This window comes from Amycolatopsis sp. CA-126428, assembly GCF_002904335.1.
Taxonomy (GTDB): Bacteria; Actinomycetota; Actinomycetes; order Mycobacteriales; family Pseudonocardiaceae; genus Amycolatopsis.
Window position 1 is genome coordinate 41,009 of record NZ_PPHF01000005.1, and the last position, 12,594, is coordinate 53,602.

The 12,594-nt window shown below is 71.1% G+C and carries 13 protein-coding genes and 1 pseudogene; 12 read left to right on the top strand and 2 right to left on the bottom strand.

Annotated elements, in window-relative coordinates; all coding sequences use genetic code 11:
* Positions 1–6 precede the first annotated feature (6 nt).
* Positions 7–462, bottom strand: a pseudogene (locus C2L58_RS01225) (GNAT family N-acetyltransferase); the annotation flags it as partial.
* Positions 463–525: 63 nt separating this feature from the next.
* Here C2L58_RS01225 and truB point away from each other — a divergent pair.
* The 9 genes from truB (at position 526) to C2L58_RS01270 (ending at position 9,090) form a co-directional block, all read left to right on the top strand.
* A complete protein-coding gene (gene truB / locus C2L58_RS01230; protein WP_103335082.1) occupies positions 526–1,431 on the top strand; it encodes a tRNA pseudouridine(55) synthase TruB in 906 nt (301 codons plus the stop codon).
* 27 nt (positions 1,432–1,458) lie between these two features.
* Positions 1,459–2,442 carry a bifunctional riboflavin kinase/FAD synthetase gene (locus C2L58_RS01235; RefSeq protein ID WP_199191041.1) on the top strand — a complete coding sequence of 328 codons (984 nt, stop codon included), beginning with the start codon at positions 1,459–1,461 and terminating at the stop codon, positions 2,440–2,442.
* 85 nt (positions 2,443–2,527) lie between these two features.
* The gene (locus C2L58_RS01240; RefSeq protein ID WP_103335084.1) at positions 2,528–3,001 is read left to right on the top strand and encodes a helix-turn-helix transcriptional regulator; all 474 of its coding nucleotides are present in this window, start codon (positions 2,528–2,530) and stop codon (positions 2,999–3,001) included.
* Positions 3,001–3,504 carry an RNA 2',3'-cyclic phosphodiesterase gene (thpR, locus tag C2L58_RS01245; protein ID WP_103335085.1) on the top strand — a complete coding sequence of 168 codons (504 nt, stop codon included), beginning with the start codon at positions 3,001–3,003 and terminating at the stop codon, positions 3,502–3,504. Before C2L58_RS01240 ends, thpR begins: the two co-directional genes overlap by 1 nt.
* A gap of 145 nt (positions 3,505–3,649) precedes the next feature.
* Positions 3,650–3,919 (top strand): 30S ribosomal protein S15, encoded by a 270-nt coding sequence (gene rpsO / locus C2L58_RS01250; RefSeq protein WP_003084034.1) that lies wholly within the window; start codon positions 3,650–3,652, stop codon positions 3,917–3,919.
* A 232-nt stretch (positions 3,920–4,151) separates the two neighbouring features.
* Positions 4,152–6,407: a polyribonucleotide nucleotidyltransferase gene (locus C2L58_RS01255; protein ID WP_103335087.1), complete on the top strand. Its 2,256-nt coding sequence runs from the start codon at positions 4,152–4,154 to the stop codon at positions 6,405–6,407.
* Positions 6,408–6,533: 126 nt separating this feature from the next.
* Positions 6,534–7,898: a M16 family metallopeptidase gene (locus C2L58_RS01260; protein ID WP_103335089.1), complete on the top strand. Its 1,365-nt coding sequence runs from the start codon at positions 6,534–6,536 to the stop codon at positions 7,896–7,898.
* Entirely contained in the window at positions 7,895–8,635 is a 741-nt protein-coding gene (gene dapB / locus C2L58_RS01265) for a 4-hydroxy-tetrahydrodipicolinate reductase (RefSeq protein WP_103335090.1), read from the top strand. The genes C2L58_RS01260 and dapB overlap by 4 nt, the downstream gene beginning before the upstream one ends.
* Entirely contained in the window at positions 8,632–9,090 is a 459-nt protein-coding gene (locus C2L58_RS01270) for a tetratricopeptide repeat protein (RefSeq protein WP_199191042.1), read from the top strand. Before dapB ends, C2L58_RS01270 begins: the two co-directional genes overlap by 4 nt.
* On the opposite strand, the gene C2L58_RS01275 is transcribed toward C2L58_RS01270, so the two are convergent.
* A complete protein-coding gene (locus C2L58_RS01275; protein ID WP_103335093.1) occupies positions 9,076–10,026 on the bottom strand; it encodes a 4,5-dihydroxyphthalate decarboxylase in 951 nt (316 codons plus the stop codon). The genes C2L58_RS01270 and C2L58_RS01275 overlap by 15 nt on opposite strands.
* 69 nt (positions 10,027–10,095) lie before the next feature.
* On the opposite strand from C2L58_RS01275, the gene C2L58_RS01280 reads away from it, so the two are divergent.
* Genes C2L58_RS01280 through C2L58_RS01290 form a run of 3 tightly spaced genes read left to right on the top strand, consistent with a single transcriptional unit; the run spans position 10,096 to position 12,565 of the window.
* Positions 10,096–10,947 (top strand): LysR family transcriptional regulator, encoded by an 852-nt coding sequence (locus C2L58_RS01280; protein WP_103335095.1) that lies wholly within the window; start codon positions 10,096–10,098, stop codon positions 10,945–10,947.
* Positions 10,944–11,708 carry a hypothetical protein gene (locus C2L58_RS01285; RefSeq protein ID WP_103335096.1) on the top strand — a complete coding sequence of 255 codons (765 nt, stop codon included), beginning with the start codon at positions 10,944–10,946 and terminating at the stop codon, positions 11,706–11,708. The genes C2L58_RS01280 and C2L58_RS01285 overlap by 4 nt, the downstream gene beginning before the upstream one ends.
* A gap of 23 nt (positions 11,709–11,731) precedes the next feature.
* On the top strand, positions 11,732–12,565 hold the full coding sequence (locus C2L58_RS01290; RefSeq protein ID WP_199191043.1) for a helix-turn-helix domain-containing protein: 834 nt from the start codon (positions 11,732–11,734) through the stop codon (positions 12,563–12,565).
* Positions 12,566–12,594: the final 29 nt, after the last annotated feature.

Sequence of the window (12,594 nt, forward strand, 5' to 3'; positions counted from 1 at the left end):
TGCCGGAACCACCGCCTGCAGCAGCTGGGGCGCGACCGCGAACCCGCGCCGCCGGTAGGCGGGCACGGCCCGCGACGACGAGTGCACGGTGACCCGTTCCAGCCCCAGCTCCCCGGCCAGCCGCAGGACGCCGTCGATCAGCCGGCCGCCGAGGCCGCCGTCGCGCGCTTCCGGGACGACGTACACGCTCTGCACGTCACCGCAGGCCCGCGCGAACGCCGCCGGGGTCGGCACGCGCGCGGTGACCGCCAGGAACGCCATCCCGAGCACCCGCCCGGCGCGCACGACGACCAGGCAGTGGTGGGTGGCCGCGTTCTCCCGCACCCAGGCGGCGAACTCGCGCACGAACGCGGCGCGGCCGTCGCCGGGGAGGCCGTCCTGCTCGGCCACCCAGCGCCACCGGAGTCCGGCGACCGTTTCCAGTTCGGCGGGCCGGGCGGCCCGGACTTCGATCTCCGTCACGCCTCCATCGTGGCGCCCGAGGCGTCCTCCGTTCCACGGGGAGCGGCCGCTAGGGTTTGCCGCGTGTCCAGCCCGAAACCGCCCCGCCGTCCCGCCCCGCCTCCCGGCCTCGTCATCGTCGACAAGCCCGCCGGCATGACGTCGCACGACGTCGTCGCGCGCGCCCGCCGGATCATGGGCACCCGCAAGGTCGGGCACGCCGGCACGCTCGACCCGATGGCGACCGGCGTGCTGGTGCTCGGCATCGAGCGCGCCACCAAGCTGCTCGGCCACCTGGCCCTGGACCGCAAGACCTACCTGGCCACCCTCAGCCTCGGCAGCAGCACCACGACCGACGACGCCGAGGGCGAAGTCCGCACGCGGGCCGGCACCGCGGGCGTGCGAGACGAAGACATCGCGGCCGGCGTCGCCAAGCTGACCGGTGACCTGCAGCAGGTGCCCAGCGCGGTCAGCGCGGTCAAGATCGACGGCAAGCGCGCCTACGCCCGCGTCCGCGCCGGCGAGGACGTCGTCATCCCGGCCCGCCCGGTCACCGTCTACCGCTTCGACGTCCTCGCCGTCCGCCACGAGGAGGACCACGTCGAGGTCGACGCCGTCGTCGAGTGCTCGTCCGGCACCTACGTCCGGGCGCTGGCCCGCGACCTGGGCGCGGACCTCGGCGTCGGCGGCCACCTGCAGGCCCTCCGGCGCACCACGGTCGGCCCCTTCACCCTCGCCAAGGCGAGGACCCTCGACCAGCTCGAAGAACAGCCCGAACTGAGCCTCGACCTCGATGCCGCCGTCGCCGCCGCCTTCCCGCGGCGCGACCTCGACGCCGCGACGGCGAAAGCGGTCCGCCACGGCCAGCGCATCCCGGCGGCCGGCGTCGAAGGCACCTACGGGCTCTTCGGTCCCGACGGCCGGGTGCTCGCCCTGGCCGCCGACGAACAGGGTGTGTCCCGCGCGGTGGTCGTGTTGCTGCCCGCCTAGGGTGGGCTCGAGAGACGGGAGTGTGACGTGCTGCGGTGGCGTGGACTGGGGGACCTTCCCGGCAGCTGGGGCCGGTGCGTGGTCACCATCGGCGTGTTCGACGGTGTCCACCGCGGGCACCAGGAGCTGATCAGCCGGACGGTGGCGGCGGCGGCCGAGCGCGGCCTGCCGAGCGTCATGCTGACCTTCGACCCGCACCCGTCGGAGGTGCTGCGCCCGGGCAGCCACCCGGCGCAGCTGACGACGTTGCGGCGCAAGGCCGAGATCGTCGAGGGCCTCGGTGTCGACGTCTTCTGCGTGCTGCCGTTCACCCTCGAGCTGTCCCGGCTGCTGCCGGAGGAGTTCGTGCACGAGGTGCTGGTCGACCGGCTGCACGCGGCCACGGTGATCGTCGGCGACAACTTCACCTTCGGTGCCAAGGCGGCCGGCGACGTCGCCCTGCTCCGCACCCTCGGCCGCCGGTTCGGCTTCGCCGCGTTCGGCGCCGAGCTGCAGGGCAAGGAACTGTCCGAAGAGGACCAATCGGCGATCACGTTCTCGAGCACCTACGTCCGGTCCTGCATCGACGCCGGTGACGTGGTCGCCGCCGCCGAAGCGCTCGGCCGCCCGCACCGCCTGGAGGGGATCGTCGTCCGCGGCGACGGCCGCGGCCACGAGCTCGGTTACCCGACGGCGAACCTGTCGACCCCGCGCTTCGCCGCGGTCCCGGCCGACGGCGTCTACAGCGCGTGGTTCACCCGTTCGGCCGACCCGGCGCGCCGGCTGCGGGCCGCGGTCTCGGTGGGCACCAACCCGACGTTCTCCGGGCGCGAGCGGACCGTGGAGGCGTTCGTCCTCGACGTCGACGAGGACTTCTACGGCCAGCACGTGGCCATCGACTTCGTGACGCGGCTGCGTGATCAGGTGCGGTTCGCCGACTCGGCCGGACTGGTCGCGCAGATCGACGACGACGTGGTCGAGACGAGAAAGGCACTCGAATTGCCCCCGGGCGCCCTGACCGGGGACGAATAGGGAATTCCGCGTCCACGCACGTGACCGCGATGGCAAGATGCTCACGGACGGTGTGCGCGCAGTGAAACAGGGGAGCGGGAGACTGGTGGAGGACCACAAGATCGTCCAGCGGAACATCGCGCTGCAGCGCGAGTGGTACGGGGAGCCGCTCGGTGACCGCGTGCGCCGGCTCGTGGTCGCGTTCGACGTTTCGCAGGCGTTCCTGGCCGAGGTCCTCGGGATCAGCGCCCCCATGCTCAGCCAGGTGATGAGCGGGCGGCGGGCGAAGATCGGCAACCCGGTCGTGCTGGCCAGGATGATCATGCTCGAGCGCAAGATCCTGGTGCCCGAGGTCGCGGCGGGCAACCGCGACGCGATGCTGGCCGCGATGGAGGACGTCCGCGACTCCCGCCCCACCGTCGGGCGCGACAACATCCCGGTGGTCAACGACGACCAGAAGGTCCTCGCCTACCTGCGTGACCTGGCCGAAGACGAGGACCTCGGCGAAGCCGCCAAGCGCCTCGACGACGACTTCCCGGCCATCGCCGACCTGCTCCGCCGGGCGGGCAACGGCGCCTGATGCCGGTCCTGTTCAGCGCGCTGCTCCCGCCGGACGACGTCGTCGAGGCGATCGCCGAGGTGCTCGGGGAACCCGGCGACGGCCTGCGCTGGGAGCCGCCGGATCGCTGGCACGTCACCCTCGCCTACTACGGGGAGGACGACGTCGAAACCCGTGCCGCCTGGCTGGGCGAGCGGCTGGCCGGGCGCCCGGCGGTCGACGTCCGGCTGGAAAAGGCCGCGACGTTCCCCGGGGTGCTGTGGTTGACTGCCGCCGGAAAAGAGCTGACGCCGCTCGCGCTCGACGCGGGAGCCGGTGCCGAGGCGAGGCCGTACGTGCCCCACCTCACGCTGGCGCGGTTCCCCCGGGAAGAACCCGGGCTCGCCGCGCGTTGGACCAAGTGCTTCGGTGGTTTCACGAGCCGGTGGTGGCAGGCCGCGGAAGTGGCGCTGATGACCAGCGAGCGCGAGCCGGGTGGTCCCCGGTACCGCGTGGCCCGCGGCTTCGAGCTGGACCGCGGCTGAACGCACGCACCGGAAGGCGCTGTTCAGCGGGCTGGTAACCTCGACGTTCGGGTCCGGCTGCAGTCCGTGGCGGCCGTGACCGTCTTCCCGGCGTGCATCCACGCCCGGGGCCGCACGGCACTGATTATTTCGAGGAGCAACACAAGTGGCGCTGTCCACCGAAGAGAAGAAGTCGATCCTGGCCGAGTACGGCGTGCACGACTCGGACACGGGATCCCCCGAGGCCCAGGTCGCGCTGCTGACCAAGCGGATCGTCGGCCTCACCGAGCACCTCAAGGCTCACAAGCACGACCACCACTCGCGTCGCGGGCTCCTGCTGCTGGTCGGCCGCCGCCGCCGGCTGCTGAACTACGTGATGAAGGTGGACATCGAGCGTTACCGTGCGCTGATCCAGCGCCTCGGCCTGCGCCGATAGCTCGAACCCAGGGGGGAGTGGCCGCCGGTCGCTCCCCCCTGGGCCAGGCAAACCGAAGAAACGGCGCGAGCGCGCACGAGGGTCCGTCCGCCGGTCCTCGGTAGTGGTTCCCGGGAAGCGTCCCGGGGGCTTCGATCGAAGACCGGCCTCATTCCTCGAGCGTCCTCAGCGAAATGGGTCCCAGGGTGGGAGACTCGCGTCGTACGAAGGAACTAAAGAGGAGAAACACCCTATGACCGACTCCACCGGAGTCACCGTGCACGAGACCGAAGCCGTGATCGACAACGGCCGGTTCGGCACCCGCACCGTCCGCTTCGAGACGGGCCGCCTGGCCAAGCAGGCCGCCGGCGCCGTCGTCGCGTACCTCGACGAAGAGACCATGCTGCTCTCGGCGACGACCGCGTCGAAGCACCCGAAGGACCACTTCGACTTCTTCCCCCTGACGGTGGACGTCGAGGAGCGCATGTACGCGGCCGGCCGGATCCCCGGCGCGTTCTTCCGCCGCGAGGGCCGCCCGTCGACCGACGCGATCCTGACCTGCCGCCTGATCGACCGGCCGCTGCGCCCGTCGTTCACCGACGGTCTCCGCAACGAGATCCAGGTCGTCATCACCGTCCAGAGCCTCAACCCGGACGACCCGTACGACGTGCTGGCCATCAACGCCGCGTCGGCGTCGACCCAGATCGCCGGCCTGCCGTTCTCGGGCCCGGTCGGCGGCGTGCGCGTCGCGCTGGTCGAGGACCAGTGGGTCGCGTTCCCGACCTGGTCGCAGCTGGAGAAGGCGACCTTCAACATGGTCGTCGCGGGCCGCATCGTCGGTGACGACGTCGCGATCATGATGGTCGAGGCCGAGGGCACCGAGCACACGCTCGACCTGATCGCCGCCGGCGGCAAGGCGCCGGACGAGGCCGCGGTCGCCGCGGGCCTCGAAGCCGCGAAGCCGTTCATCAAGGTCCTGTGCGAGGCCCAGCAGAAGCTGGCCGACGTCGCCGCCAAGCCGACCGGCGAGTTCCCGGTCTTCCTGGCCTACGAGCAGGACGTCTACGAGGCCGTCGCGGCGATCGCCACCGACGACCTGGCCCGCGCGCTGCAGATCCCGGGCAAGCAGGACCGCGACGCCGCGACCGACGAGGTCAAGGCCGCCGTCCTGGAGAAGATCGGCCTGGGCGAAGGCGAAGCCTTCGAAGGCCGCGACAAGGAGATCGGCGGGGCGTTCAAGGCCCTGACGAAGAAGATCATGCGCCAGCGCGTCCTCACGGAGAAGATCCGCATGGACGGCCGTGGCCTCACCGACATCCGGTCGCTCTCGGCCGAGGTCGCCGTGATCCCGCGGGCGCACGGTTCGGCGCTGTTCGAGCGCGGTGAAACCCAGATCCTGGGCGTCACCACGCTGAACATGCTGCGCCTGGAGCAGCAGATCGACTCGCTGTCGCCGGAGACGCACAAGCGCTACATGCACCACTACAACTTCCCGCCGTTCTCCACCGGCGAGACCGGGCGCGTCGGTTCGCCGAAGCGCCGCGAGATCGGCCACGGCATGCTCGCCGAGCGCGCCCTGGTGCCGGTGCTGCCGAAGCGGGACGAGTTCCCGTACGCGATCCGTCAGGTCTCCGAGGCGCTGGGCTCGAACGGCTCGACCTCGATGGGCTCGGTCTGCGCGTCCACCATGGCGCTGTACAACGCCGGTGTGCCGCTGAAGGCGCCGGTCGCGGGCATCGCGATGGGCCTGGTCTCCGACGAGGTCGACGGCGAGACGCGCTACGTGGCGCTCACCGACATCCTCGGCGCCGAGGACGCCCTGGGCGACATGGACTTCAAGGTCGCCGGCACCAAGGACATCATCACCGCGCTGCAGCTGGACACGAAGCTCGACGGCATCCCGTCGGAGGTCCTCGCGGCCGCGCTGAAGCAGGCGAAGGACGCCCGGCTCACCATCCTGGAGGTCATCGCCGAGGCGATCGACAGCCCGGACGAGATGAGCCCGTACTCGCCGCGCGTCACCTCGGTGAAGATCCCGGTCGACAAGATCGGCGAGGTCATCGGCCCGAAGGGCAAGATGATCAACTCGATCACCGAGCAGACCGGTGCCGACATCTCCATCGAGGACGACGGCACGATCTACGTGGGCGCGGCCGACGGCCCGTCGGCGGAGGCGGCGATCGACCTGATCAACGCCATCGCCAACCCGCAGCTGCCCAAGGTCGGCGAGCGCTTCCTCGGCACCGTGGTGAAGACGGCCGCGTTCGGCGCGTTCGTCTCGCTGCTGCCGGGCAAGGACGGCCTGGTGCACATCTCCAAGCTGGGCAACGGCAAGCGGATCAACAAGGTCGAAGACGTGGTCAACGTGGGCGACAAGCTCCGCGTCGAGATCGCCGACATCGACAACCGCGGCAAGATCAGCCTGATCGTCGTCAAGGAGGACGAGCCCGCGAAGCCCGCCGACGCCGAGGCTCCCGCCGCCGACGCCGAGAAGGCCGACGCCAAGTAACACCAGTTCCGCCGAAGGCCTCCTGACCGCGGTGGCGGTCGTGAGTGGTAAAGCGGGTTCTAACCCTCCTTACCACTCACGACCCCGGCGGCAGGGGGCCTTCGCGGCATCGTGAGTAAGGAACCCATGGCACGGCAGGTTTCCGGGCACGAGCAGCCCGTCGGCACCACCCGCACGCTCGAGTCCACTCCGGACGGTGCGGTCGTCAAGCGCAGCGTCCTGCCCGGCGGCCTGCGCGTGATCACCGAGCACGTTCCCGCGTCCCGCTCGGCCACGGTCGGGCTGTGGGTCGGCATCGGCTCCCGCGACGAGCCCGCCGCCGTCGCCGGCGCCGCGCACTACCTCGAGCACCTGCTGTTCAAGGGCACCAAGCACCGCGACGCCACGCAGATCGCCGAGGAGATCGACGCCGTCGGCGGTGAGTTCAACGCCTTCACGGCGAAGGAGCACACCTGCTACTACGCGCAGGTGCTCGACGCCGACCTCCCGCTCGCCGTGGACCTGGTCACCGACGTCGTGTTCGAGGCGCTGTGCACCGACCGCGACATGGACATGGAGCGCAGCGTCGTCCTCGAAGAGATCTCGATGCGCGACGACGACCCCGAGGACCTGCTGCACGAGACGTTCGTGACGGCGATCCTCGGCGAGCACCCGCTCGGCCGCCCGGTGCTCGGCACCGAGAAGTCGATCGTGGAGATGTCGCCCGCGGCGCTGCGGAACTTCTACAAGCGCCGGTACACGCTGCCGCGGATGGTCCTCTCCGTGGCCGGCAACATCGACCACAACCAGGTGCTGCGGCTGGTCCGCAAGGCCCTCGGCGAGCGCCTGAACGGGACCGCGTCGCCGATCGCGCCGCGTGAGGGCCGCGCCCGGATCAAGACCGTGCCGAAGCTGGCCCTGCACACCGACGACACCGAGCAGGCGCACGTCATGCTGGGCCTGCGCTCGCTGTCGCGCCACGACGACCGCCGCTTCGCGCTGTCGGTGCTCAACGCGGCCCTCGGCGGCGGGATGTCCTCGCGGCTGTTCCAGGAGATCCGGGAGCAGCGCGGCTTGGCCTACCAGGTGTACTCGTCGGTGGCGAGCTACGCCGACACCGGGCACATGGCCGTGTACGCGGGTTGCCAGCCGGAGAAGCTCGGCGACGTCGCCGGCGTCATCCGCGAGGTGCTCGACAAGGTCGGCGTCGACGGCCTCACCGACGCCGAGGTGGCCCGCGCCAAGGGCCAGCTGCGCGGCGGCCTGGTGCTGGGCCTGGAGGACACGTCGTCGCGGATGTCGCGGATCGGCAAGAACGAGCTCAACTACGGCCACTACCTGGGCGTCGACGACACGATCGCCCGCATCGACGCGGTGACCACCGACGAGGTGTGTGCGCTCGCTCGCACTTTGTTCGCGCGGCCGGGCGGGGTTTCGGCGGCGGCGGTCGTCGGGCCGTACGCTCACGCCGACGACCTTCCTGACGACCTGCACGAGGTGATCGCTTCATGACCATCAACGTCGGTGTGCTCGGCGCGCGCGGCCGGATGGGGGCGACGGTGGTGAACGCCGTCGAAGGCGCTTCGGACCTGAAGCTCGTGGCCGCGCTGGACGCGGGCGACGACTTCGCCCCGCTGGCCGACGCCCAGGTGGTCGTCGACTTCACCCACCCCGACGCCGTCATGGGCAACCTGGAGTACCTGGTCGAGCACGACATCCACGCGGTCGTCGGCACGACGGGCTTCAGCGAGGAGCGCCTTTCCCGGCTGCGCGCTTTGCTCGAGCCGAAGCCGTCGCTGGGCGTGCTGATCGCGCCGAACTTCGCCCTGGGCGCGGTTCTGGCCATGCGGTTCGCGGCCCAGGCGGCGAAGTTCTACGCCTCGGCCGAGATCATCGAGCTGCACCACAACCGCAAGGCCGACGCCCCTTCGGGCACCGCGGCGCACACCGCCCGGATGATCGCCGCGGCCCGTGCGGAAGCGGGCGTGAGCCCGGGCCCGGACGCGACGACGGCGGAGCTGGACGGCGCCCGCGGCGCCTCGGTCGAGGAGGTCCGGGTGCACTCGGTCCGTCTGCCGGGCCTGGTCGCGCACGAGGAGATCCTGTTCGGCGGCGAGGGCGAGACCCTGACGATCCGGCACGACTCCCTCGACCGGACGTCGTTCATGCCGGGCGTGCTGCTCGGCGTGCGTGAGGTGCTGAACCGCCCCGGCCTGACGGTCGGCCTGGAAAACGTCCTCGACCTGTGAAGGCTCGCAATGTGGCGCTGCTGCTGACGGCGGCGCTGATCGTCTACCTGTTCCTGCTGGCGGATCGGGCGTTCGCCCTGTTCAAGACGGGCACGGGCGTCGGGATCGCCCTGGGCGCGGGCGTGCTGCTGCTGCCCGTCCTGGGCATCTGGGTCGTCGTCGTGACCTGGCGCAACGGCCTGCAGGTCCAGCGCCTGTCCCGGCAGCTGGACGCCGAGGGGGCGCTCCCCGACGTCGCCGACCTTCCGCGTCGCCCGTCGGGCCGGGTGGATCGCGAGGCGGCCGACGCGTGGTTCGAGGAGCGCCGCGCGGAGGTCGAGGCCGACCAGGAGAACTGGCGGGCCTGGTACAAGCTCGCGTACGCGTACGACATCGCGGGCGACCGCCGACGGGCGCGCGAGACGATGAAGAAGGCGATCGAGCTGGAAGCCGCCGAACGCTCACGTGCCGAGTAGCTCCGGCGCGAAGACCTCTTCGATCTGCCAGCGGCGTGCGGACAAGCCCTGTTCGTGGTGGTACCGCAGATACGTGTCCAGGGCGGCGCGGTTGGCGGAAATCCCGTAGGGCCACCAGTCTTCGCCGAACTCGTCGAGCGTTTCGTCGACCAGCGCGTTCGCCCACGGCAGCATGGTCTGCACCTGGTAGAGCCGCCGGCCACGGCGGTAGCGCTCGGCGGCGGCGTCCTTCGCGGCTTCGAACATCGTGTGGACGCGGCGGGCCAGGCCGGGATCGTCCCGCAGGAGGTCCCGCCGGACGACGACGGTGTGCATGATCGGGAAGATCCCGGTGCGGCGGTGGTAGTCGCGTTCCCGCGCGACGAAGTCGGGGAAGAGCCGGGCGACGTCCGGGTGCCCGTCGAGCACGCACTGCGGGACGTTCGCGGAGAACAGCACGTCGATCTCGCCGGTGGCGAGCATCGCGCTCAGCGTCTTCCCCGCTCCGGCCGTGGTGACATCGACGGCGCCGGGGTGCGGGTGGGAGATGAAACCGAAGGGCGCCGACGGGTGTTCGAGGCCGCCGATCACCCAGCGGTTCGTCTCCGGCCGGAACCCGTGCTCGTCCATCAGGATGCCCTTGGCCCAGACGCCGGAGTCCTGCCCGTAGGTCCCGAACTCGCCGATCGTCCGGCCGGTGAGGTCACCGGGACCGGTGATCCCCGAGCGGGTGTTGACGAAGACGCAGGAGTGCCGGAAGACGCGGTTGGGGAAGATCGGGAGCGCCACGAAGGGCGTGCCTGCTTCGAGCAGTCGCAGGTAGAACGTCAGGCCGAGTTCGGCGACGTCGAACTCGCCGCGGACCGCCCGTTCGAAGATCTCGGGCAGTGTGGCGGCGGTTTCCACGGTGCCGGACAGGTCCCGGGTCGTGTCGTAGGTGAAGGTGCCGATGCGCATGGTCCGATCATCGGCGCGCGGGGACGGGGGCGTCCAAGACCGGTTGCGGCAACTCGATACCGTGGGGGTATGGACTTGCGGGTGCTCCGGTACTTCGTCGCGGTGGCCGAGGAGCGGCACATCGGCCGTGCGGCGAGCCGCCTGCACATGGCGCAGCCGCCGCTGAGCCGGGCGGTGCGCGGGCTGGAGGACGAGCTGGGCGCGACGCTGTTCGAGCGCACGCCCAAGGGGGTCGCGCTCACCGCCGCGGGAACGGCCCTGTTCGACGAGGCCGTCGCGCTGCTGGCCCAGGCGGGCCGCATCCGCGACCGGGTGACCGCGGCGGCGGGCGCGGCGACCCTGACGGTCGGCACCCTGGCGGACGCGGCGGAGCAGGTCGGCGCCCGGCTGGTGCCGCTGTTCCGCGAGCAGTACCCGCACGTGGACGTCCGGGTGCACGAAACGGACCTGGCCGATCCGACGGCGGGCCTGCGCGCCGGCCTGGTCGACGTGACGCTGACCCGGACGCCGTTCGCAAGCGCGGGCCTCGGCGTCCACGTGCTGCGCCCGGTACGGGTGGGCGTGGTGCTGCGCGACGACGACCCCCTGGCCGGCCGGCCCGAGGTGTCGACGGCCGAGTTGACGGGCCGCCGCTGGGTCCGGCTCCCGGACGGCGCCGACGCCCGCTGGACGGCCTACTGGACGGGCGGCCCGCCCGGTGACGACGCCCCCGTCCTGCGGACGATCCAGGAGTGCCTGCAGGCGGTGCTGTGGAACGGCATCGCCGCCCTCGCCCCGGTCGACCAGCCGCTGCCGCCCGGGCTGCGGGTCGTGCCGGTGGCCGATCGCCCGCCCAGCGAGCTGGTGGTGGCGTGGCCGAAGGCGGGAAGCAGCCCGCTGGTGCGCGGTTTCGTGCGCATCGCGGCGGCGGCGAACCGGTGACGCTGCTGCTGAAGCTCGTCCTGGCGCCGTTGCTGGTGGTCGGCTCGTCGCTGGCCGGACGGCGCTGGGGCCCGGGCGTGACGGGTCTCCTGGTGGCGATGCCCGTGGTCGCGGGCCCGATCCTGCTGATCACGTACCTGGAGCACGGGGCGGCGTTCGTCGCGCGGGCGGCGTCGGCGTCGTTGCTGGGGCTGGTGTCGCTGGCCGCGTTCGCGGTGGTGTTCGCGCGGGTGTCCCGGGCGCGCGGGTGGGCGGGCACGCTGCTGGTCGGCTGGCTCGTGTGCCTGGCGCTGGATCTGGCCCTGGATCTGGCCCTGTCGTTTGGGTTGGTGCCGGTGTGGGTGGTGCTCGGGCTGGCGCTGGCGGCGGCTTGGGCGGGCAGCCGGTTGCTGCCGGAGCCGGGGGAGGCCGGGCCGGTGACGCTGCCGTGGTGGGACCTGCCCGCCCGCGCGGCGGCGACGGCCGGGCTCGTGGTGGCCCTGACGGCGGCGGCCGGACGCCTCGGCCCCGACCTGACGGGCGTGCTGGCCCCCTTCCCGACCGGGACGAGCGTGGTGGCGGTGTTCGCGCACGCGCAAGGCGGCCCGCCGGCGGCCGCGGCGACCGTGCGGGGCGTGTTGCGCGGGCTCGGCGGGTTTTCGGCGTTTTGTTTTCTGGTGGCGGTGCTGGTGGAGCCGATCGGTGGGTGGGCTTTCGTCGTTGCGGTCGCCGGGACGGTGGTGTGGCAATTCGCTGACAGTTGTCGTTCATTCGGGAAATGAGGGGGCTTCGTACTATCGCCCGCATGAAACCGACTTCGTCTTCTCCTGGTTCACGGGCGTTGTCCGCGTCGCTGCGCGAAGTACGCGAAGCGCGGAAGTTCGGGTTGCGCGAGCTGGCGCGGGCACTCGAGGTGGATCCGCGGTTGCTGTCCCAGTGGGAGCTGGGGATTCGGGTGCCGCCGATCGAAGAGGTGGCCCGGATTCTGGGGTACCTCCGCGTGGATCGGGTGGTGACCAACCGGATCCTGGCCTTGGTGCAGCACGTGAAGGACCCCAACTGGCTGGACTCCAACCCGTCGGATCTCCCCGCCGCGCTCACCGGGGTGGTGCAGTGCGAACGGTCGGCCAGCTTGATCACCAACTGGTCCCCGCAGATCATTCCCGGGCTCCTGCAGACTCCCGACTATGCCCGCGCATTGTTGACCGCCTCCGAAATCAAGCTGGACGATGCCGATGCGCGGCTGGTCGGTCGCTTGGAGCGGCAGCGGATTCTGACCGGCCGTGAACCCGCCCACCTCAAGGCGATCTTGTCCGAGTCGGTGATCCGCGAGGTGGTCGGCGATACCGACATCATGTCCGATCAGATCGACCATCTGCTCAGGTCAACTGTAAGATCTAACATTTCAGTGCGTATCGTGCCTGCCGCTGTGGGCTACCATCCGGGCAAGCTCGGCATGTTCACCCTCTATGACTTCCCGGCCGACCCGTCGATCGTGCTGCTCGAACACCTTCATGCCAGCGCCTTCATCAACGAGTTGGAGGCTATCTCCAGCTACCGGAAGCTGGTAAAGCTGTTGTCAGGCAAGGCTTTGAGCGAGGAGGCCTCGCGGGTCCTGCTGCAGGAGATGGCGCGATAGGGAGCAGCGTGTTGACGTGGCGAAAGTCG

Bases quoted from the DNA above. Each gene is read 5' to 3' on its own strand.
- dapB (WP_103335090.1), top strand. From the start codon at position 7,895: ATGACCATCAACGTCGGTGTGCTCGGCGCGCGCGGCCGGATGGGGGCG.
- C2L58_RS01280 (WP_103335095.1), top strand. From the start codon at position 10,096: ATGGACTTGCGGGTGCTCCGGTACTTCGTCGCGGTGGCCGAGGAGCGG.
- C2L58_RS01275 (WP_103335093.1), bottom strand. From the start codon at position 10,026: ATGCGCATCGGCACCTTCACCTACGACACGACCCGGGACCTGTCCGGC.
- C2L58_RS01255 (WP_103335087.1), top strand. From the start codon at position 4,152: ATGACCGACTCCACCGGAGTCACCGTGCACGAGACCGAAGCCGTGATC.
- C2L58_RS01290 (WP_199191043.1), top strand. From the start codon at position 11,732: ATGAAACCGACTTCGTCTTCTCCTGGTTCACGGGCGTTGTCCGCGTCG.
- C2L58_RS01260 (WP_103335089.1), top strand. From the start codon at position 6,534: ATGGCACGGCAGGTTTCCGGGCACGAGCAGCCCGTCGGCACCACCCGC.
- thpR (WP_103335085.1), top strand. From the start codon at position 3,001: ATGCCGGTCCTGTTCAGCGCGCTGCTCCCGCCGGACGACGTCGTCGAG.